This window comes from Saccharothrix isguenensis (assembly GCF_052936305.1).
Genome location: NZ_CP193626.1, coordinates 4,265,920 through 4,286,319 on the forward strand (window position 1 = coordinate 4,265,920; position 20,400 = coordinate 4,286,319).

Consider the following 20,400-nt stretch of genomic DNA (forward strand, 5'->3'; position numbering starts at 1 on the left):
GGCAGTCCACTGCGGACAGCCGCTGCGCGCACCTGTGCCGGGCGTGCCACGACGGTCACGGCCCAGCCTTGACCCACTCCTCCTCCCACGCGGTCTCTTCGGCGGCGCTGGCGGCGCTGTTCAGCCTTTCGACGTCCGTCTTCGGCACCACCACGGCCACCAGCTCGGGTGTATACCCCTCCCTCCGGGCCGGGTAGTTGACCTGCTCACACCGCCACAGCACGCCGGCGCCGCTCTCCTTGACGCACGTCTGCTGCGGGTAGTGCGACTTGCCGACCTCGATGAAGCCGTAGACCCGGTCCTCCCCGCCCACCGAGGTCACCGTCAGCGTGCGGGCGATCGGCTGTGGTGGACCGGTCGGCTCCGGCGAATCGGTCGGCTCCGGTGAGCCGGTCGGCTCCGGCGGCAGTGCCGCGGCCGACGTGATCTCGCCGGTCGGCACGGCCGGTGCCTGCTGAGCCGGCTCGGGCGAGCCCATCTCGTAGCCGAACACGAACATCGCTCCCAGCAACACGAGTGCCGCCACCAAGACCGCCGACAGGAGGGGCCGGTGGACGTCCACCCGTCCGCTCGGCCGCCCCGCACGCCCCAGCCTGGACCGGCGGTACCGGCCACGTCCGGGTTCCCACCGGTCGATCGCGGCCACCGCGATCCCCATCTCGCCGATGTCCCTGGCCGCCAGGCCGACGACCTTCGCGAGCTGCCCGGACCTGCTCTTCCTGATGAGGTCCACCGCGTGCCGCTGCGCGTCCTGGTCCCGCCGGAGGTCCTCCAGATCCGGCCCGTACACCGCTTGCAGCACGCTCAGGAGGTCGTCGTGGGCGTAGGCCTCCATCTGGTAGGCGATCTTGTCCAGCAACTGCACGCCGACTTCGTCGCGCACCTGCCCGCGAACCTCGGGGCCCTGCTTCGACAGCTCGCCCAGCTCGACCCGGAGCCGGTCGAGCGACCCGCTCTCGCGCAGCCGCCGGCCCCACAGCTTGCCGAGGCTCTGCACCTCACGTCCGCTCCGCATGCCCTCCACCGGCAACGACTGGACCGGTCGCACGCTGTCACCCGACTGGGGCCGGGGGCCGACGCCACCGTGGTCCGTCCCGGGGTATGTCGGCGCGAGAACCGGGGCGCCGCGCAGCAAGGTGCCGACGAGCCGGGACGCCAGGGCCCTGGACGCGCTGTCCTCCGGTTGCCGGCGGAGGTCGACGACCGTGCGGTGAGCGACCCCCAGCCCCGGCACCTCCGGCAGGAACACGATCTCCGGCAGGTCTCGGACGGTGCCGTCGTGGCGGTGCTCGTACGTCGAGTACGACCAGCTCCGCCGGTACCCCTCCCCTCGCAGGTACTCCCCGGCCGCCGCGCGAAGGCCCCACACCATCGCCGTCCGGCTCTGGTCCGGACAGCCGATGACGCTCAGCGGAACGGTGGGCTGGTCGAGCAACCGGGCGAGCACCTCGACCAACTCGTCCTCCATCGGCGCGACCAGCTCCGGCGACCACCGCGTCCGACCGGCGACCTCGGCGAGGTCGCGGACATCGATCGCGTCGAGTCGCCCGGACGGCGCGTCGGACCGCCATCCGTCCCAGTTCGCCAAGCCGAGGGACAGGGACACGTCGAGAGCGGCGGCGGGCCCGATCAGCACGTGCGCGTTCCCGCGCCCTTCGGAGTGCCCGTAGGCGAACCTGCGCACGATCGCCGCCGTGCGGTCCGTGAACTCGAGGTACGACAGGGCGCTCGCCGGCACCACTCCCCCCGAGCCGTGGAGGCGGGTGTGCTCCTTGAGCCGCGCACCCCATTTCGACTTCTCGGGCTCCACGAACGAGCAGGCGGTCATGGTGTGCTTGTTCACGCCGTAAGGCACGCCGAAGAAGGCCTGGTGGACGGTGTCGTCCGGATGGGCAGTGGTCATGGCATGCCGACCTTCCCCGCCTCGGGGCCGGTGATCAGCCCGGTCATCGCGAGGATCGCGACCAGCGGTTCGAGCACCCTGGTCGGGTGGAACCCGTGCGGAAAGTGCTTCTTCGACGGGTCCTGCGGGTCGACGGGCACCGCGTCACCGCCGCTCGCGGAGACGAAGTGCAGCGTGCACCGGGAGAACTCGTCGAACGGGTGCAACGAGGCCGCGGCCCCGACGTGGTGCAGGTAGGCGTACACGTCCCTCGTCTCGGCTCGGATGCGGTCCGCGTTCAGGTCGGTCTCGTCCCCCCGGTGCAGCCAACGCTCGGCCGGCGGCACGTACCTCAGCCGGTCGGACTTCGTCACCGCGATCACCGCCGCCGGTCGACTGCCGGACAGCTGGCCGATGGCCTGCTCGAACGACCCGTTCTCACTCGCCGCCGACGACTGCCCGGTCTCCAGGGGGTCCTCCGAGGCGTGCACGAAGATCACCGCGGTCGCGGCGATCAGGAACCGGTTGGCCCGCGGGTCGGTGCTCTCCAGGTCTTCGCCCGCGACGTCGAAGAACGTCACCGGGCGCTGACCACCGGGACCGCGCAGCAGCAGGATGTCCGCGGCCTCCACGATGCCGCTGCCCGTGCCCGCGAGCGCGTCACCCCGCTCGAACGGCACGATGAAGTCCTCCCGGAACTTCCGGTGCCGGCGGAAGTCCAGGGCGCTGACGGTCACCCCGTGCGCCGTGAGCCCGTTGAGGTAGGCCTGCCTGATCATGGCGGTCAGCAGGTGGGTCTTGCCGGAGATCGGAGCGCCCACGAGGCCGATCACCAGCGGGTCGCCGTAGTCGGCGTAGGTCGCCGGCAGGTAGTGCTCCGCGGTGTCCTCGGACGGGTTCGGGCACAGCCGGTACCCCTTGCGCACCAGGTTGTCCCGCTTCGCCCGGGGCAGCGCCGAGACGTCGACCACCTCGTACCGGTCGTTGCGCTCGTCGTGGAGGGAGATGAGGGGGTCGTCGGGCCACACGAACTCGTCGGCGCAGACGGGGCACCGCACCTGCCGAGGCGGCCGAACCCGCAGGGGAGCGGTCATGTCGACACCACCACTCCGATGATCAGCACGCCGACCAGGAACACCGCCGCCAGGAGCTGGAGGAACCACTTCTCGCGCCACGTCGGCAAGGTGGGCCGCACCGCGGCCGACTCGGTCGCGGACGCGGTCGGTCCGCGCTTGCGGGCGCAGACCCGCTCGAACAACGCGCGTCCGTCGGCGAACCGGGCGTCCGGGTCGACGCAGGCGGGCACGTGGTTGTCGGCGTGCATGCGGCCGAGCAGGTCCCCGGCGGACGGCCGCAGCTCGACGGGGTTGTCGAAGACGGGGTCGAGGAGTTCCCGCAGCCGCTGCGGATCCCGGCTGCGGTCCTGCCGCGTCCCGCCGATGTGCAGCGCCCTGATCTGCAGCGCGGCGCCCCACACGTCGTCGCGCTCGTCCACGACGCCGGTCCCGGCGGCCTGCTCCGGCGACCGGACCGCCGAGCCGCCCCCGCGCCGCGGCTCGCCGACGCGTTCGGCGGACTCGAAGTCGACCAGCTGCACGTGCCCGTCGTCCCAGCGCACCGAGTCGGCGGTCACCGCGCCGTGCACGACACCCGCGTTCGCGGTGAGCTGCACGGCGCGGAGCAGTCCGCTCTCGAACTGCCGGCGGCGGGTGTCGTCGAACCGGGGCAGCTCCGGCGACGCGGGCGCTCCGACGTACTCGCGCAGCAGCACGAACGGTTCCTCGGCGTCGATGTTGTACGCCACGAGCTGGGACAGCTCGGCCGGGTACCGCTCGGGGTAGACCTGGCCGAGCCGGGTGCCCGCGCGGATCTCGTTGTGCAGCAGGTCGTACAGCCGGGGGTTGCGGCTGCCCGCCGCGCGCGAGACGTACTTGCGCACGTACAGCCGCCCGTTCACCTTGACCAGCCGCTGTTCCAGCGCGGCTCCCGGCGTGACGAACTCGTTGAGGTCCTCGACCTCGATCTCGGCCAGCACGCCGGTCACGTACCGGCAGCGCACCACCTCGGTCATCTACCGCTCACCACCCAACACCTGACGCACCGACTCGGGCCGCAACGGCAGCAACCGCACGGCGCCGACGAAGTCCCCGCCCTCGCTCCACACCACGCCGGCGTCGGCAACGAGCGCCTTGTGCGCGCCGTCGCGTTCGAGAACCCGCCGCAGGCGCGCCGGGGCGAATCGGACCAGGCCCGGCTCGGTGGCGGTGCTGAGGTAGCCGAGCTGACCGCTGCGGCACAGCTGCGTCATCTCGCTGCCGCCGTCGGAGCGCAGCGCGGCCAACGCGACCGGCGACTCCGCCCAGACCCGCCCCATCAGCGCGTCCCGGGGCCCCTGGTCGTGGCTGAACCTGGTCCCGGCCATCAGGCCGTCGCGCCGGACGTCCACGCCGTACTCGGCGAGCAGCCGGTCCAGCCGCTGGGCGTACACCCCCGATCGCGTGGGCATGACGGCCGCCGCCGCGGGCCAGGCGGGCTCCAGCGCGCTGCGGCAGACGCCGACCAGGTCGCCGCGGACGACGAGGTACAGCTCCCGGGGAACCGGCCGCACCATCCGGGCGTGGTCGCCGGTCGAGTCCTCCGAGGCCACGAAGAGCCGGTTCCCGGCGTGCTCCAGCTCCGCGGCGATCTCGTCCAGTCCGCCCGCGACCTCGGCGGCAGCGGCGGCGAGGGCCCGCCGGCGCAGCATCGGCAGCCACTCGCGTGCCGTCACCTCCTCGGCGATCCGGGTCAGGTCGCCGACGGCGGCGCGCAGGTGCGCCACCTTCAGCCGACCGCGCCAGTCCCGCACCGCCGAACGCCAGCCCAGCACGACGACCGCCGCGCTGACCAGGACGGTCAGCACGGCCACGACCAGGGTGACCCACGGCGGCAGGTCCGACGCCCGCCCGACCGGCTGCCCGGCGGACACCTGCCCGGCGACGATCCCGGACAGCATCCCCAGGACGCCGGCGAGCCCGTACGTGACCGCGGCCGGCGGCAGTGCGGCCTCCAGACCGAACTCCGCCTCCTGCCCCGGCCGCCGCGCCAGCAACAGCCACCCCGAACCGAACCACGCCGCGGCGAGCAGACCGCCCGCCACCCAACCCGGCCCGCCGGCTCCGACCAGGAAGGTCAGCAGGGCACAGGTCACGAAGATCAGCGGCAACGTCACCAGCGGGAGCGGCCACATCCGGAACGCCGGCACCTCCAGGCCCAGCGGGCCGCGCCGCCGCACCTCGTCCAACGCCGCGGTGCACCCCTGCGGCCCGCTGTTCGCGGCCACCAGCCGCAGGTCCTGGGCCAACGCGGACAACGGGGCGCCTTCGTCGAGCCGCGCGTCGACCGCCTGCTTCAGGTCCGCCGCGATCTCGCCGCCGTCGGCCTCACGAGGATGCGGCACACCGAGCGCCACCACCTCCTCGAACGACGGGCGCCCGACCTGGAGGTGGCCGTCCATGCGGTTGAGCAGTTCCGCCACCGCGCGCCGGTAGTTCTCCACCGCCTGGCCCGCCCAGACCACCTGGCTGCCCAGTCGTTCCGTCGCACGGGGTGCGTAGAGCAACGCCTTGACCGTGCCGAGCGTCCGGGACAGCTCGGCGACCTGCTCCAGCCGCCGGGACGCCTCCACCCGCGACGCCTGCACCGGCCCGGACAGCACGGCTCCGTCCCGGCTGCCAGGCAGGTAGGAGCGGCCGATCGACGCACCGAGGTCGTGCGGCGCCGAGTGCTCCGACGCGCACAGCGACCGGACCGCCGCCGCCCGCGCCTCCGCCAGCTCGACCGGGTCGGCGACGCCTTCCAGCAGCCGGATCCCGGGGTTGGCCGCAGCGCCGGACAGCCCGTCGGCCACCGCGACGACCTGGTCGAACAGGGCCGGCACCCGCAACGCGGCGACCAGGCTGTCCAGGGCGTCGCCCGGCTGCTCCACCGGGCGCGGGACCGATCGCTCCGGTGCCCAGTCCACTCCGCGCGTGTCACCGACCCACAGGACGGTGGCGTGCCGCAGCGCCGGCGGAACGGAGAGCACCACGCCGTCCAGCGGGTTGTCCGTGCTCGCCTCGCCGACCGCGACGCACACGACGGCCGTCACCATGTCCTCGGCCACCAGCGACAGGTAGGTCTCCGCGTGCTCGACCAGCGCACTGGCGTGGTCGATGACCACCACGCCGCCGGCCACCTCGTCCGGCGGCTCGGCATCCGGGTCGCGCAGGTCGACCAGAACGATCCTCGACGTCTTCATGCCGGTGCGCCACCGCCGAGGCCCTGCGCGAAGTCCACCTGTTCACGCAGGTCGAGCAGGTTCTTCACGGTGGCGCCGACGCGCTGGTCCAGCGCGGCCGGCAGCGTCTTCGACCAGAAGTCCCGGAAGACGGCGAGCTGGGGGTCCTGGCCGAGCACCCGGTGCTGCTCGGCCTCCTTGATCTTCAGCAGCTCCAGCGCGGCCAGGTCCACGATCGTGCCGAACTCCGGTGCGGGCGGCGCCGGCGAGCGGTCCGCCTGTGCCGGGGTCGTCGACATGAGCCTGGACGCGAGACCGCGCCGGCTCGGGTTGTCGTCGGTGAGCACCCACCGCTCGTACGCCTGCAGCACGCTCGCCCACGACGACAGCGCGCCGATCGGTGTCAGCTCCAGCTTCATCGACACAGCCTCCCGGCTGCCGATCAGCACGGTGATGTGGTGCGGGCTGACCGGATCGCCGGAGACCTGGACCTTGCCGTCCCACGCCGCGCAGAGCAACCGGTGCAGCACCTGCTGCCGGTCGTGCTCACCCATGAGCAGGTAGTCGTCGTCCTGGCTGAGCCTGCGCCGCCAGGCCAGGGTGTCCTGCGGCTGCGGGTGGCGCTGCGCCTCCGCCCAGAGCTTGATCACCCGCCGCAGCTCGGGCACCTCGGTGATGCCCATCGAACTGCGGTTGAGCACCACGATCATCGAGTCGGCCTGCACGGCGCGGAACTCGGGCTCGCCGACCATGTCGATCGGCAGCGAGACCTCGCGGCGCAGGAACCTCTCGATGTCCGCGTTCTCCTGCGCGGCCGGGTAGGTGAACAGCACCTTGAGCGGCGCGTGCCCGTCCGGCGCGAAGCCACCGGGCACCAGCTCCGCCAGCTTCTGCCGGAACCTGTTCAGGTCCGCCTCGGCGACCGTGTTGTTGTCCCGCCGTTGCGCCGCGTTCGCCAGCAGGTCCTCCATCCGCGGCACCAGCGCGGGCCGGGTGCGGTCGCCGGGGCGCACGCATTCGGCGACGGCCTCCTTGATCCGCTGGCGGACCCGCGCGACCGCGGCCTCCGGGTCCTTCTGCCCCGCGACGAACGCCTCGGTCCAGCCGTCCTGCCCGAGGATCAGGTTGAGCAGGTGCCCTTCGTGCGCGTTCGGTCCCAGGTGGTGCGAGAAATCTTCCTTCAGCCGCAACAACACCGTCTGGTAGAAGCCCTCCAGGCCGCGGTCCTCCTGCGGCAGCAGGTACGTGACGCCGACGCGCGACTTGTAGAGGTCCTGCGACCGCAGGTCGAACTGCGCGGAGTCGTTGCGGGCGTGCGTGACGAACGCGTCGTGGATCTCCCGGAACTCCTCGACGAACGCCTGCCACGGCCGGTCCCACAGCCGGTGGCTGTCGTTCCACGCCGCGTTCCAGATCCGCCGCGACTGCCAGGCGTACCAGGCGTCCTGCTGTCGCATCACGGCCTGCACGGGCTCGTCGACGATCCGCAGCCGTTGCATGAACTTCTTCTGCAGGTTGTTGGGCAGCGGAGCGGACGCGGCGTTCAGCCCCGGCGGCGCAGCGGGCGGCACCCGCCACGTCTCCAGCAGCGAGCGGAAACCGCCCTTGTCCACCGACTCGGCCAGGTCGCGGTGACCGAACACGGTGCGGTGCAACCGGAACAGGTCGAGCCCGCGGAGCAGCACCCTGGCCGCGGCCGACGGGTTGAACTGCTGCGCCAGCGTCGCGACCGGCCCGCCGAGCTTGTCCTTGTCCCGGTCGATGTTGGCGCCGATCAGGCCGGCGCGCTCGGTCAGCGCCGCGATCACCGGCCCGTAGCCGACCGGGTTGCCCTGCGGCGGGATCCGGGCGGGCGTCGCCTCCAACAACGGGTCGAGGCCCGCCGCGCTGATGAACTGGCGGATGTGCGCCTTGTTCGTCTCCGCTGCGCCCGGCGGCACGAGCAGCTCGTTGACCGCGTTGGCGAGCAGGTGCGAGCTGACCACATCGGTCAGCTCCAGCACCGGCGTGGTCAGCGCGGCCACCGCACTCGTGGTCACGCCCCGGCGGCCGACGCCGGTGTCGGCGGTGGCGTGCCGGTCCACCTTGCTGTTGATGAAGCCGTCCGCGAAGGACTGGTAGGGGCGGTTCGCGCCGTCCTCGTCGTCGTCCTGCTCGGTCGGGCCCGCCCCGATCAGCGAGGTCATCAGCGAGACCATCGACCGGTTGAGGTCGTCGCGGCGCACCCCGCCGACCGGTCGGCCGAACAGGAACGCGGTCTGCACCGTGTTCGGCTCCAGCTGCACCTGGTCCAGCTCCGGGTAGCGGACGGACACGGCGCCGTGCGTTCCCCTGTGGTCCAGGGCGTCCGGTGAGCCTTGCGCGTTCTGGTCGTCGATCAACCGGAAGAGGTCGACCAGCGCGGAACCCGCGTTGAGGCTCGCCGGACGGCCGCCGCCCTGCCCGTCGTCGAACGCCGAGGGCATGAGGACCAACGGGTAGATCTCGGCCTGCTTCCCGCCGCGCTGCATCACGTCGCCGATGAGGTGCAGGTAGTCGTAGAAGATCCCGCTGCCGGTGCCACCGGCCACCGAGAACACCACGAACACGATCAGCGTGTCGACCAGCTGGGTGCGCTTGCCGCTCACCACGTAGAGGTCGCCGGCGGACTCGTTGATGTCCGCCAGCGCGTCCTTGATCCCGAGCAGCGCGGTGTCCGGATTGCGCCGGATCGTCTCGAACAGCACGCCACGGCCGACGGTCGGCAGCTGACCCGCGCCGTGCACCAGCGGACCGATCCGCGGATCGCTCTCCTTGGAGGGCAACCAGCGGATGGCGTCCTCGTCCATGTTGATCCGCAGGCTCTGCGCCACGTCGGCGGAGTTGCGCAACCGGGCCGGCACCAGGTCGGCGATCTGGTGCATCGTCTTCTGCGCCGCCTGCTCGTGCTCGCGTCCCGGGACGACCTCCCGCCGAACCCGTTGCAGCTCGTTCGCGCTCAGGTCGGCGTACACGAACTGCAGGCACGACGGCAGCTGGTACGGCAGGAAGTTCGGGTTCTGGATGTCCGCCAGCAGCCTGGTGCCGTCCGGGCCGCAGAGCTCCTCGCGCAGCCGCTTCTCCAGCTCGGCGCCGACCTTGCAGCCCGTCCCGCCGAGTCCGACGAACATCATCGGTTGATAGATCCTCATTACGGCACCGTCCTCACGGTCGCAGGCCGGACAACTGTGGTGGTCATTGGCTCTTCCCCCGACTGGATCACCCGGTCAGGCGAACGGGTTGTTCGGATCGACGGAGGACGTGCGGTCCGGCGCCGGTGCGCGATCCCCGGTCCCGTTGGCAGGGCCGCCACCGAACGGGTCGGGCGGCACGGGGTGCGACGCCGTCGACGTCGGGGAGAACGGGTCGCCGCGCGAGCCACCGAACGGGTCGGACGGTGGCACGGCGGCCGGCGGCGAACCGCCGACGCCCGCGAACGGGTCCGAGGTGGACGTCCCGAACGGGTCGGCGGGCGGTCCGGCGACCGCACCCCCGACCGCTCCGAGCTCGTCGGTGACGGAGAGGGCCAGGTCGTCGCCGATGTCCCGGCGTTCGCCGAGGGCCAGCAGCACCGGCCGCTCCCCCGGCGCGGTGAGCGTGATGTCGGGGCCGGCGCGCCGCACCTCGTACGCGTTCGCCTCGCCCTCACCGGCGTGCAGCAGTTGCAGCCCGGTGAAGTCGTCGTGCAGGACGAACCTGAACACCTTGGCGCCCGGGTCGCGCGGCGCCAACTCCGAGGTGGGGAACCCGGCCTGCCACAGGCGGCCGACCAGCCCTCGTACCTTGGCCGCCTCGTTGCGCGAGCGCAGCCACAGCGCCAGGCAGACCACCGCGACCAGCAGCAGCACCGCGAGCGCGATCCACCACCAGAGGTACTCCTCCAGCAACCCCGGCTCGGGCGTGACCTCGACGGCGAGCAGGCGCTCGGCCACCGGCGCGTTCTCGGCGTCGACCAGGCGGAGCTTCGCCCCACTGGGGCCGACCTCGGTGTCGGCGCCGAACCGCAGCGTGAACGGCACCTCGGTCTTGCCGGGCGCTGCCTCCAGGGTGGCCGGGTCCACGGTCAGCGTCGTGCCGGCGGTGAGGTCGCCGACGTCCAGCCTGAACCGGGCCGGCCTCCCGGCGTTGTTCTCGATCGACACCGTGCCGGACACCGCGCCGCCCGGCGACACGGTCGCGCGGTTGCTGTCGAACAGGATCTGCGCCTGGACCCGGGCCACGTCCTCGAGCACCTTGGTCGACAGCACCCGGGTGTCCCCGCCGACGCCGATCCCGGTCACCTGACCGGTGAAGGTCAGCTCCCCCGAGGCGCGCTCAGGCACCTTGAGCCGCCCGGCGAACGTGCCGTCGCCATCGGGGTCGGCGAGCATGACCTCCTGCTCCGGAAAGCCGGAACTGCCGGTCATGGCCGTGACGAAGGTCAGGTCCTTCAGCGTCTCGGGGTCGGTGATGGCGCTCCCCCGCGCCCACACCTGCATCTCGACCTCGACCTCCTGCCCGGCGGCCGGCTGAGGTGGGGCGCTGGTCAGGTTCGCCTTGACGGCGGCCTGGTAGACGACGGTGGCGGCCACTTCCTGCGCGGGGACGTCGGCCGAGGACAGCCGGACGGTCCAGCGCCCCGGCTCCGGGTCGGTGATGAGCAACGACTCCGTCTCGGTCGACTGCCCGGCGAACTCGAAGTCCGACCCGCCCGCCTTCGGCGCGGGCTCGCTCGCGCCCGGCGCCCGGTACTCGACCTGCACCCGAGCGTCACGCTTGTACACGAGGATCGACGCGTCGCTGGCCACGGCCGGGATGTCGACCACCAGCTCGACCGAGCCCCCGGTGGGCAGGGTTCCGCCGACCGGCGGGGTGATCTTGACGCAGCTCGCCGAGCTGAGCGCGTTCGCGACCGCCGCCCTCAGCTCCGCGACATCCGGCACGACCCGCTCCTGCGGGTTGGGCGCGGCCGGGGTGCAGCTCACGCCCTTCGCGAATCCACGCAGGGCAGCGATGTCGACCTCACCGAATCCGAGCGGCCAGACCTGCGCCCCGGCTTTGTCGAGGTCGCCGAGCACTTCCTTGACTTTCGCGGCAGCCGCGCCATTGCGCCGGTCCGGGGTGTCGCCCCACGACGGGCTGCCGGAAACATCGAGCTTGCCGTCGGTCAGCAGGAAGACCACCTTCTTGGCCGGCCCGTCCGCCTCGACAAATCCCAGGGCCTGTCGCAACGCGGTGGCGTGGTCGGTTCCGTCGCCCTCCTCGTCTTTGCGCTGCCGCAGCTCGCCGATGCACTTCGCGAGGGCGTCGCGCTGCTGCGCCGAATCCAGCTTGTGCGGCGGGCACACGACGTCGACCGCGCTCTGGCCCTCGCGGTCGGAACTGCCGAAACCGACCACGGACACCACCGAACCTGGCGCCAGCACGCTCGCCGCGATCGTTCGAGCGGCCTCTTTCTCCGCGACGATGTCGGCGTCGCCGAGGCTGCCCGACTGATCGACCAGCACGACGACCTGGAGCGCGGGCAGCGCGGCGGGCGAATCCTGTCGCGCCGCGGCACCGGGTGCCACGAATGGCGGAGTCACCGCGCAGAGGGCGACCACCGCTGCCACCACAGCACGTCGAAAGGTGTTCTTCCCGCGATATTCCATGCGGCCCCGCCAATCCACGTTCATGCTTGCGTCAACCGCGCCCTATCGGATACAGCCCAGATCGCCGTGTGATCGGGAGTCGTTACACCGAAGTCAGCGGATGCCGCTTCGAACGTACTGCGACCAGCCTACGGAACGCTGCCGTCCCGATCAGGTGCCAAAAACTGGTCAAAGAGGTCGCCATTCTGACCAGTTTGTGGCCAATACCGGTGGGCACGCCCCGCAAAAATGCGGGCCGACTGCTTTTCGCAAAATTGCGGAAAGCACCACGAGGCGGCACCCGACGGCGAGAACTCCTCGGTTTCGAGTCGCATGCGCGCGTCTCGCTGCCGTGCGCGTGCCTCGCCCGCCGTGTCACTCACGGTCGAGCAGGAGGACCAACACTCCCGGTGTCAGCACAATTGGAGTAACGCGGCACGGGGCGTGGACGGGGCAGGTCAGGTCGATCGACCCACGCGGGCTCAGACGCGCGGCTTGGCCTCGACGGGAACCCAGTCGTGGTGCTTGCCGGCCACGTCGTCACCGGACGAGATGCCCCGGATCCGGCGGAGCACCCACGGCAGCACGTGTTCCCGGTAGTAGCGGGTCTCGACGCGCAGGCTGCGACGAGAGGCCGGGCTCGGGTCGACGGCGTGCGCCTCGGTGGTGTGGCCGAGAGCCATCAGGACGAGGGACGCGACCCGCTGGTGGCCGGCGGCGTTGAGGTGCAGCCGGTCCGGCGACCAGTACTCGGCCCGGCGGACCTCGACGTCGTTGAACGCGTCCACGAACAGGACGTCGTGCCGGGCGGCCAGCTGGGCGATCGCCGTGGTCAGCACCTCGCCCCGGCGGTGGATCGTGCGGCCGAACGGCAGCCGCTGCGCCGGGTTGGCCCCGCTGAGCAGCACCAACCGCACACCGGCCGACGCGCAACGCCGGATCGCCAGTTCGGTCAGGTCGACCAGTCGTGCCAGGTCGACCCCGGGTCGCATCATGTCGTTGCCGCCACCGTTGAGGGTGAGCATCGTGGGCGCCGGCGACAGGGCCAGCGCCGCGTCCAGCTGGGTGGTGGCGATGGGTTCGAGCAGGCGGCCCCGGACGGCGAGGTTGGCGTAGTGGACCGTCTCCCCCGAGGCGACGGCGAGGCCCGCCGCCACCAGGTCGGCCCACCCCCTGGGCGAGCCGTCGGGGCGCTCGTCGCCGACCCCTTCGGTGAAGCTGTCGCCGATGGCCACGTATCGCACTGCCGCTGCCTCCCCGCTGGAACGTCACACCAGCATATGGAGGCGTTCGCGGACGCCTCGGCAGAGGTGACCCAGCACACCCGGGCGGACGCGCGCGTGCCGCCCCCCTCAGGATCGCCCGCGCGCATCGCGCAGTGGTCGGTATTCGAGGGTGGACACCCGCACCGGGCCACCTGCGCCGGTGATGACGACGGTGGCGGCGGCCGGAGGGGTGAACACCTGGCTCGTCAGGGTGGTCGAGCCGTCCTGGGCGAACACCTCCACCGAGCCGCGGTCCACGTACACCTGGAGACGGAGCGCGCCGTCGCGGAGGGGGACGGTGGCGGTGTCCGCCGACGGGAACGCCGGGTGGAAGTCGACGTCGCCCGAGGCGGTCCGGTCCAGGGTCAGCTGTTCGGTCGCCGGGGTGTAGGTGAGGCGGGTCGTGTGCCCACGACCGCACAGGAGGTCGATGACCACGGCGTCCGCGGAGATCGAGTCGCAGGCGACGTCCAGCCGGTAGGGCGGGGCGGCGTCGAAGGAGCGCGGGGTCGTCAGGGTGAACGGCAGCATCGAGAAACCCGGCTGTTCCAGGGCGCCCAGTTCCGCCACCGGCCGCTGCACGAGGGTGACCACTCCCCCCACCGTGGACAGGGACAGCTCGCGGGGCAGCGACATCGACCCTCGCCACGGGGACGTGGGCACGCTCGCGGCGTAGTCCCAGTTGCTCATCCAGCCCAGCAGGACGCGGCGGGCGTCGGGTGCGTTCTCGAACGTGACGGCGGCGTACAGGTCACGGCCCCAGTCCAGGCGGCGGAAGCCGTCCGGGGAGGCGGTGAAGGCGACGCCGTCGAAGTCGCCCACGAAGTAGCGGGTGGCCGAGCCGTTGCCCTCGTGGTCCGGGTTCAGGCTCACCACCAGCACCCAGGCCGACCGGGCGGGATCGCCGTCGACCGGCAGGGCGAACAGGTCCGGGCACTCCCACAGGGACTCGACGCCGTCGACGGGGCCGAAAGTGCTGAGGTGGTCCCAGTTCCTGAGGTCGTCGGACCGGTGGAAGACGACCTCCCGCGCCTCCGCCTCCACCGCGACCATCAGCCAGCCCACCCCCGGCTGCCACGACACCTTGGGGTCGCGGAACGCCTTGGAACCCCGGTCGAGCACCGGGTTGCCCGCGTACTTCGTCCACGTCGCGCCACCGTCGCCGCTGTGGGCCAGCGACTGCGCCTGCTTCCCGTCGGAGTAGGCGCTCGTGTAGACGGCCACCAGGACCGGCTCGTCGCCGACCCCGAACCCCGAGGAGTTCCGGTGGTCGACGACGACCGATCCGGAGAAGATCTCCTCGTCGTCCCCGCAGGGGATGGCGACGGGGTGCTCGGTCCAGTGCACGAGGTCGGGGCTCGTGGCGTGGCCCCAGCTCATGTTGCCCCAGCCGTCGCCCTCGGGGTTGTGCTGGAAGAACAGGTGGTACACGCCGTCGTGGTGCACCAGGCCGTTCGGGTCGTTCATCCAGTGCCGGTCCGGCGTGAAGTGGAAGCCGGGCCGGTACCGGTCGATGTGGTCGCTCAACTGGCTCGCCGATCGTCGAGGCGACGTGGGTCGACGTCGATGCGTCCCCACGCCCCGGTGTTGTGGTCGATGATCTCGCGGTCGGAGGTGGTGCGGGACCGGTCGGCAACGCCTACCCGCGGCGCGCGCCCGCCGAGTCGCGCTCCACGGGCGGGCACTCGATCCTGACCAGGGCGTGCTCCTCCACCCGTTCCAGGCCGAGCAGCAGGCGCACGCCCGCGACCCCGAGCTCGTAGTGCGGCAGCGCGACCGTCGACAGCGGCGGGCGCAGGTGGGCGGCGATGACCTCCTGGTTGTCGAAGCCGACCACCGCGATGTCGTCCGGGATGGACAGGCCGGCCTGCCGCAGGCCGTCGTAGAGGCCCATCGCCACCCGGTCGTTGTGGCAGAACACCGCCGTCGCGCCCTGCCCCAGGATCTCCGGGACGCAGCCGTAACCGCCCTCCTGGTTCGGGATGGCGTCGAAGACCAGGTCCGGGTCGAACGGGATGCGGGCGGCCTCCAGCGCCGCGCGGTAGCCCTTCAGCCGACCGTCGCGGGCGGGGGCGGCCGTGGTCGTGTTGACGAACGCGATCCGCCGGTGCCCCCGGTCCACGAGCATCCCGGTCGCGGTGCGCCCGCCCTGCTCCTCGTCCGGGACGACGGCCCGCGAGTCGCCGTCCGGTGAGAAGCAGTTGACGAGCACGAAGTTCGTCTCGCGCAGGGCGGTGGGGACGTCCGCGGCCCGGTGGAACCACGTCGAGTACAGGATGCCGAGCACCTTGTGCTCCAGCATCATCGAGATGGCCTCGCGCTCCGCGGACTCGTTGCCCTCGGTGTTCGCCACCAGCAGCACGAACCCGTGCTTCCACGCCTCGTCCTGAGCCCCGCTGATGATCTGCCCGGCGAACGGCGTGGTGGCGATCGCGTCGGCGACCAGGCCGATGAACCGGGAGCTGCCCTGCACGAGGTTCTTGGCCAGGGCGTTCGGGCGGTAGCCCAGTTCGCGGATGGCCTCCATGACGCGGCGGCGGGTGTCCGCGCCGATCCGGGCGTCCTTCTTGTTGTTGACGACGAGGGACACGGTGGCGACGGAGACACCCACCGCTGCGGCCACCTCGCGCATGGTGACCGGGTTCGAGGCCGGACGTGGTTCCGTCATCCTTTGGTGGCTCCCTGTTCCAACCCGTAGATCATCGCTTTGTTGAGCACCAGGAAGGCGAGCAGCAGCGGGGTGATCATGACACACACGGCCGCGAAGGTGGCCGTCCAGTCGACCTTCCCCATCGCCCCGATGTAGTTCTGCAGGCCCAGCGGAATGGTCTTGAGCCCTTCCGACAGCACGAAGGTGTTCGCGAAGACGAAGTCGTTCCAGATGAAGATGCTGTTGACCATCACCACGGTCACGACGGTGTTCTTCGACATCGGCAGCGTGATGGAGCCGAACACGCGGTACGGCCCGGCGCCGTCCAGCGCCGCCGCCTCGTACATCTCGCGCGGGATGTACTGGAAGAACGACGAGAACAGGTACACCGACATCGGCAGCGCGAAGCCCGCCAACGGGATGATCATCGACAGGTGCGTGTCGAGCAGGTCGACCGAGGCGTAGTCGATGAACAGCGGGACCAGCGCGATCTGCACGGGCACGATGATCCCGATCAGGAACAGTCCGCGGACGACGCCGGCGAGCCGGAACCCCAGCACCTGCAACGCGTAGGCCGCCATCATCCCGAGCAGCACGATCAGCAGGTTCGCGCCCGTCGTGACGATCAGGCTGTTCAGGACGTACGTCCCGATGTCGCCGGTGGCGAACGCGCGGGTGTAGTTGTCGAAGGTGATCGACTCGGGCAGCCCGAACGGGTTGCCTGCCGCGAAGTCGTCCTCGGAGCGCAGGCTGGTCAGCACGAGCCACGCCAGCGGGTAGACCTGCACCACCACGATCACGGCGATCAACGCCGTGGACAGCGTGTGGTGGACGCTCGGCTCGCGCCGCGGTCGAGGGGCCGGGCGCTGCTTGCGCGGCGAGGCGGCGGGGGCAGGTGCGGGTCGCGTCATCACGCGTCCCCCTTCCGTCCGAGCAGGCGGACGATGAGCCAGACCGCGACCAGGCACTCGACCACGATGAACACCGAGATGGTGCTCGCGTAGCCGTACTCCGTGCTGGTGAACGCGGTCTTGTACATGTAGGTGGTGAGCAGCTCCGAGGATTGCCCGGGACCGCCGTTGGTGAGCAGGTAGGGGATGTCGAAGCCGCGCAGCGCGAACGTGGCGGCCATGATCGTCGTGGTGATCCAGACCGGCCGGATGTACGGGAAGCGGATCCTGGTGAACACCTGCCACCGCGACGCGCCGTCGAGCCGGGCCGCCTCCTCCAGCTCCTTCGGCACGGCGAGCAGCGCGGCGTAGATGATCAGCATGTAGAGGCCGGTGAAGCGCCACCCCTCCGGCGCCGACACCGCGGCGAGCACCGTGTCGGTGTCCGACAGCCAGGAGCGCCGCAGGTCGCCGAGGCCGACCCACCCGAGCACCCGGTTCAGCAGGCCCTCGGGTTCGAGGGAGTAGATGCGCTGGAACAGGAACGCGATCGCGACGGTGGAGATCACGGCGGGCAGCAGGTACAGCGTCTTGACGACCTCCCGGCCCCGCCGCAGCGACGTGAGCAGGCTCGCCACGACCAGCGCGCCTCCCAGTTGCAGGACGAGGCAGATGGCCAGGTAGACGAGCGCGTTGAGGAACGCGTGCCAGAAGACGTCGTCGCCGGTGAGCATCCGGCTGTAGTTCGCCAGGCCGACGAACTCCATGTCGCTGATGCCGTCCCAGGAGAAGAAGCTCAGGAACAGCGACTGGACGATCGGGAAGAGCACGGCGACCCCGTACAGCAGCAGCGGGGGCACCAGGAAGATCAGAACCGACAGTCGTGACCGGCCGGGGATCATGGTGAGGCCTTTCGGGTGGGGCCGCCGGGCGGGACCGGGCAGCGCCCCCACCGCCTATCGGGAGTTACTTGAAGAACCTGGGCGCGTTCTGCGCGATGGTCGAATCCATCGTGGACGTGAACTCCGCCGGCGTGGTGCCGCCCTGGACCAGCATCACCAGCTCCTGCTGCAACCTGGTGTTCGACGTCGGGTCGAGCTGGGTGTCCCACGGCATCGCGAGCTTCGACCCCAGGTCGTCCGACTGCTCGATCGCCTTCCGGTACAGCGGTGTCGCGTTCGCCGGGATCGTCGTCCGCACGTCCTTCGTCGGTGACAGGGCGCCGGTGGCCGCGTACTCGGCGGGGTAGCGCTCCAACGCGAACTTCAGGAAGTCGCGGACCAGCGGGTCGAACGTGGCCGAGTTGACCGCCATGCCGATGCCCGAGCTGACCACGTACTCGTTGGCCGCGGTGACCGAGTCCGGGCCGGCGGGCACGGTGAAGTAGTCGATCTGGTCACGCACGGCCGGGTTCAGCCTGTCGGTGGCGAGGCTCGCCAGCTCCCAGGTGCCGATGTTGTAGAGGGCTGCCTTGCCCGACGTGAAGAGGTCCTGGGCGTCGGAGTAGCCCTGCGCCGAGAAGCCCTCCTGGAAGCACTGCGCCTCGCCCAGTGCGCTCAGCCAGTTCACCGCCTTCTGACCGGCGGGGTCGGCGAACGTCGCCTCGCCCTTCTTCAGCTCCTGCACGTAGTCCGGCCCCGCCACCCGGAACGGCTGGTAGGCGATGTACCGCTCCAGCGGCCACTGGTCCTTCCCGTTGAGGGCGATCGGCGTGATGCCCGCCGCCCGCAGCGCCGTGCACATCGCCGGGAAGTCGTCCAGCGACTTCGGCGGCTCCACACCGGCCTGTCGGAGAAGCGCTTTGTTGTACCAGAAGAACTCCAGCTCGAACTGGAACGGGATCATGTGCAACGACCCGTCGTCGAAGCGCTGGTAGTCGACGGCGTTCCGGCGGTAGTCGTCGTACACGCCCACGCTCTTCAGCAACTTCTCCGCGTCGAGCATCCGACCCTGCTGGGCGAGCTTGCGGGCGAACGGCGTCGCGTCGGTGTCGAACAGCTCGGGGAGCTTGTTCGCGGCGGCCAGGGTCTCGTACTTCTGGATGTAGGACGGCCGGTCGGGCGTCGTGATGAGGTTGAGCTCGAAGCCCGGGTGGTCCTCCGCGTACTCGGCGGCGAGCTTCTGCATGATCGTGATCACCGCCCCGTCTGCCGGCCTGGACAGCAGCCAGGAGATCTCGCGGGGCACGACGTCGCCCTGAGGGTCCACGTCGGACGCGTCGCCCGGCTGCCGGCCGCCGCCGCACGCGGCGAGCACGAGCACGGCGACCGCTGACGCGGCTACCGCTGTGAGGGTCTTCTTCATCGCCCTTCCATCTCCTTCGACAGGGGTGGGTGTTCAGACGTCGGCACGGGTGCGCAGCTCGAAGTCCCGGAAGGTCGCGCCGCCCTCGCCGAGGAAGACGCCGACGCGACCTTCCGGGCGGTCGTGGATCCGGGTGCTGAGCGCGATCCGGCGGTCGAGCACCACCACGCACAGGTCGCCGTCGACGACCAGTTCGAGGGTGTGCTCCCCCGCCGGCAGGTCGCACGGCCGCTCCAGCTCGATCTCGAACGGGACGTCGCCCGAGACCTGCCACTGCGCGTCACCGGTGCGCGAGCGGGGCCAGCGGTCGAAGACGAGCCGACCGCGCTTCGGTTCCAGCCGCACGACGTACGACCGGTCGCCGTCCGCGGTGGACCTCAGCAGCACACCGCACTCCGTGGTGCCCGCCTCGATGTCCAGCACCACCTTCGCGTAGAACCGCGAGGGGGCGTCGTCGGCCGAGACCACCGCCGCGTACCCGTCCGGGGCGTGCAGCCTGGTGGGCAGAGCGACGTCGAACGTCGGCGTCGTGGCTTCGGTGAAGCTGTCCACCAGTTCGTCGGGGAACCCGAACGCCAGGGCGCCGTCGGCGTCCTGCCGGGCCTCCAGCGCGGACAGCGTGCCCGCCCACTGCCAGGGGCCGTCGTCGCGCTGCCCCTCACGGGTGGCGATCCAGCCGAAGAAGAACCGCCTGCCGTCGCGTTCGGCCGTCTTCGAGGCGTAGAACGCGCGACCGTCGACGGTGTCGCGCTCGGGCACGGTCCACGGGCCGTCCGGGCTCTTCGCCATGCGGTAGCGGGTGGTGAAGGACTCGGTGAACTCGGAGTACACGAGGTACCACCAGTCGCCCCACCGGAAGACGTCCGGGCACTCGTGCGTGACGTACCGGCGCGGGTCCCAGAACGGCGGCGCGGGTTCCCAGGACACCAGGTCGGTCGAGACGCACTGGGCGATCACGCCGCGGCGGCGCTCGGGCCCGGCGGTGTGCCGCGCGGCGAGCAGCATGCGCCACCGGCCGGTCCGGTCGTCGCGGAAGACGAACGGGTCGCGCCAGTCGGCGGTCTCGTAGCCCTCGCCGGCGCCGAAGGTCGACTCCGGGTGCTTGACCCAGGTCGCCATGCCATCGGTGCTGCTCGCACGCATGACGAGCTGGAGCGGGAGGCCGTCCGCACCGAGGTGGTCCGGGTTCTGGCCGGTGTAGAACAGGTGGTGCGTGCCCTGGTCGTCACGGACGACGCTACCCGTGTACGCGTTGAAGTCCGCGTCGTCGGGGCCGCCGTTGGCCAGCGCCACGCCCTGGTCCTCGAACCGGACGAGGTCCTTGGTGATCACCAGGCGCCACGGCGTGCCCGGCTTCGGGGTGTCGCGGACCTCGTGGAGGTAGAACAGCCAGAACCTGCCGTCCTCCTCGAAGGGGATGACGTCGCCGACCCATCCGTCGTCGGGCTGGAAGAACACCGGTTGTGCCATCTGCGCTGGTTACCCGTCTGCTTAAACGTTTGACCAGGCGGACAGTAGCCCACG

General features: G+C 71.2%; 13 protein-coding genes. All 13 read right to left on the reverse strand.

The features are described 5' to 3' along the window. Window positions 1–55 precede the first annotated feature (55 nt). Window positions 56–1,903, reverse strand: a complete 1,848-nt coding sequence (locus ACRAKI_RS19455) for a hypothetical protein (protein ID WP_447001927.1) — start codon at window positions 1,901–1,903, stop codon at window positions 56–58. Further along, window positions 1,900–2,976 (reverse strand): hypothetical protein, encoded by a 1,077-nt coding sequence (locus ACRAKI_RS19460; RefSeq protein ID WP_447001928.1) that lies wholly within the window; start codon window positions 2,974–2,976, stop codon window positions 1,900–1,902. Before ACRAKI_RS19460 ends, ACRAKI_RS19455 begins: the two co-directional genes overlap by 4 nt. Then, a complete protein-coding gene (locus tag ACRAKI_RS19465) occupies window positions 2,973–3,953 on the reverse strand; it encodes a hypothetical protein (RefSeq protein ID WP_447001929.1) in 981 nt (326 codons plus the stop codon). Before ACRAKI_RS19465 ends, ACRAKI_RS19460 begins: the two co-directional genes overlap by 4 nt. Further along, complete coding sequence (locus ACRAKI_RS19470) at window positions 3,954–6,161, reverse strand: hypothetical protein (RefSeq protein WP_447001930.1); 2,208 nt, start codon at window positions 6,159–6,161, stop codon at window positions 3,954–3,956. Next, on the reverse strand, window positions 6,158–9,310 hold the full coding sequence (locus ACRAKI_RS19475) for a tubulin-like doman-containing protein (protein ID WP_447001931.1): 3,153 nt from the start codon (window positions 9,308–9,310) through the stop codon (window positions 6,158–6,160). The genes ACRAKI_RS19470 and ACRAKI_RS19475 overlap by 4 nt, the downstream gene beginning before the upstream one ends. Before the next feature lie 75 nt (window positions 9,311–9,385). After that, window positions 9,386–11,707: a VWA domain-containing protein gene (locus ACRAKI_RS19480; RefSeq protein WP_447001932.1), complete on the reverse strand. Its 2,322-nt coding sequence runs from the start codon at window positions 11,705–11,707 to the stop codon at window positions 9,386–9,388. A 542-nt stretch (window positions 11,708–12,249) separates the two neighbouring features. Beyond that, entirely contained in the window at window positions 12,250–13,011 is a 762-nt protein-coding gene (locus ACRAKI_RS19485) for an SGNH/GDSL hydrolase family protein (protein WP_447001933.1), read from the reverse strand. 108 nt (window positions 13,012–13,119) lie between these two features. Beyond that, window positions 13,120–14,559 carry a glycoside hydrolase family 32 protein gene (locus ACRAKI_RS19490; protein ID WP_447001934.1) on the reverse strand — a complete coding sequence of 480 codons (1,440 nt, stop codon included), beginning with the start codon at window positions 14,557–14,559 and terminating at the stop codon, window positions 13,120–13,122. A gap of 112 nt (window positions 14,560–14,671) precedes the next feature. Next, complete coding sequence (locus ACRAKI_RS19495) at window positions 14,672–15,700, reverse strand: LacI family DNA-binding transcriptional regulator (RefSeq protein ID WP_447001935.1); 1,029 nt, start codon at window positions 15,698–15,700, stop codon at window positions 14,672–14,674. Then, entirely contained in the window at window positions 15,697–16,593 is an 897-nt protein-coding gene (locus ACRAKI_RS19500) for a carbohydrate ABC transporter permease (RefSeq protein ID WP_447001936.1), read from the reverse strand. Before ACRAKI_RS19500 ends, ACRAKI_RS19495 begins: the two co-directional genes overlap by 4 nt. Further along, entirely contained in the window at window positions 16,593–17,432 is an 840-nt protein-coding gene (locus tag ACRAKI_RS19505) for a carbohydrate ABC transporter permease (protein ID WP_447001937.1), read from the reverse strand. The genes ACRAKI_RS19500 and ACRAKI_RS19505 overlap by 1 nt, the downstream gene beginning before the upstream one ends. 106 nt (window positions 17,433–17,538) lie before the next feature. Next, window positions 17,539–18,876: an ABC transporter substrate-binding protein gene (locus ACRAKI_RS19510; protein ID WP_447001938.1), complete on the reverse strand. Its 1,338-nt coding sequence runs from the start codon at window positions 18,874–18,876 to the stop codon at window positions 17,539–17,541. A 33-nt stretch (window positions 18,877–18,909) separates the two neighbouring features. Next, window positions 18,910–20,346, reverse strand: a complete 1,437-nt coding sequence (locus tag ACRAKI_RS19515) for a hypothetical protein (RefSeq protein WP_447001939.1) — start codon at window positions 20,344–20,346, stop codon at window positions 18,910–18,912. Window positions 20,347–20,400 lie beyond the last annotated feature (54 nt).

Excerpts from the sequence above, each read along its gene's own strand:
- ACRAKI_RS19470 (WP_447001930.1), bottom strand. The coding sequence starts at position 6,161 with ATGAAGACGTCGAGGATCGTTCTGGTCGACCTGCGCGACCCGGATGCC.
- ACRAKI_RS19465 (WP_447001929.1), bottom strand. The coding sequence starts at position 3,953 with ATGACCGAGGTGGTGCGCTGCCGGTACGTGACCGGCGTGCTGGCCGAG.
- ACRAKI_RS19500 (WP_447001936.1), bottom strand. The coding sequence starts at position 16,593 with ATGACGCGACCCGCACCTGCCCCCGCCGCCTCGCCGCGCAAGCAGCGC.
- ACRAKI_RS19475 (WP_447001931.1), bottom strand. The coding sequence starts at position 9,310 with ATGAGGATCTATCAACCGATGATGTTCGTCGGACTCGGCGGGACGGGC.
- ACRAKI_RS19495 (WP_447001935.1), bottom strand. The coding sequence starts at position 15,700 with ATGACGGAACCACGTCCGGCCTCGAACCCGGTCACCATGCGCGAGGTG.
- ACRAKI_RS19510 (WP_447001938.1), bottom strand. The coding sequence starts at position 18,876 with ATGAAGAAGACCCTCACAGCGGTAGCCGCGTCAGCGGTCGCCGTGCTC.
- ACRAKI_RS19460 (WP_447001928.1), bottom strand. The coding sequence starts at position 2,976 with ATGACCGCTCCCCTGCGGGTTCGGCCGCCTCGGCAGGTGCGGTGCCCC.
- ACRAKI_RS19515 (WP_447001939.1), bottom strand. The coding sequence starts at position 20,346 with ATGGCACAACCGGTGTTCTTCCAGCCCGACGACGGATGGGTCGGCGAC.
- ACRAKI_RS19455 (WP_447001927.1), bottom strand. The coding sequence starts at position 1,903 with ATGACCACTGCCCATCCGGACGACACCGTCCACCAGGCCTTCTTCGGC.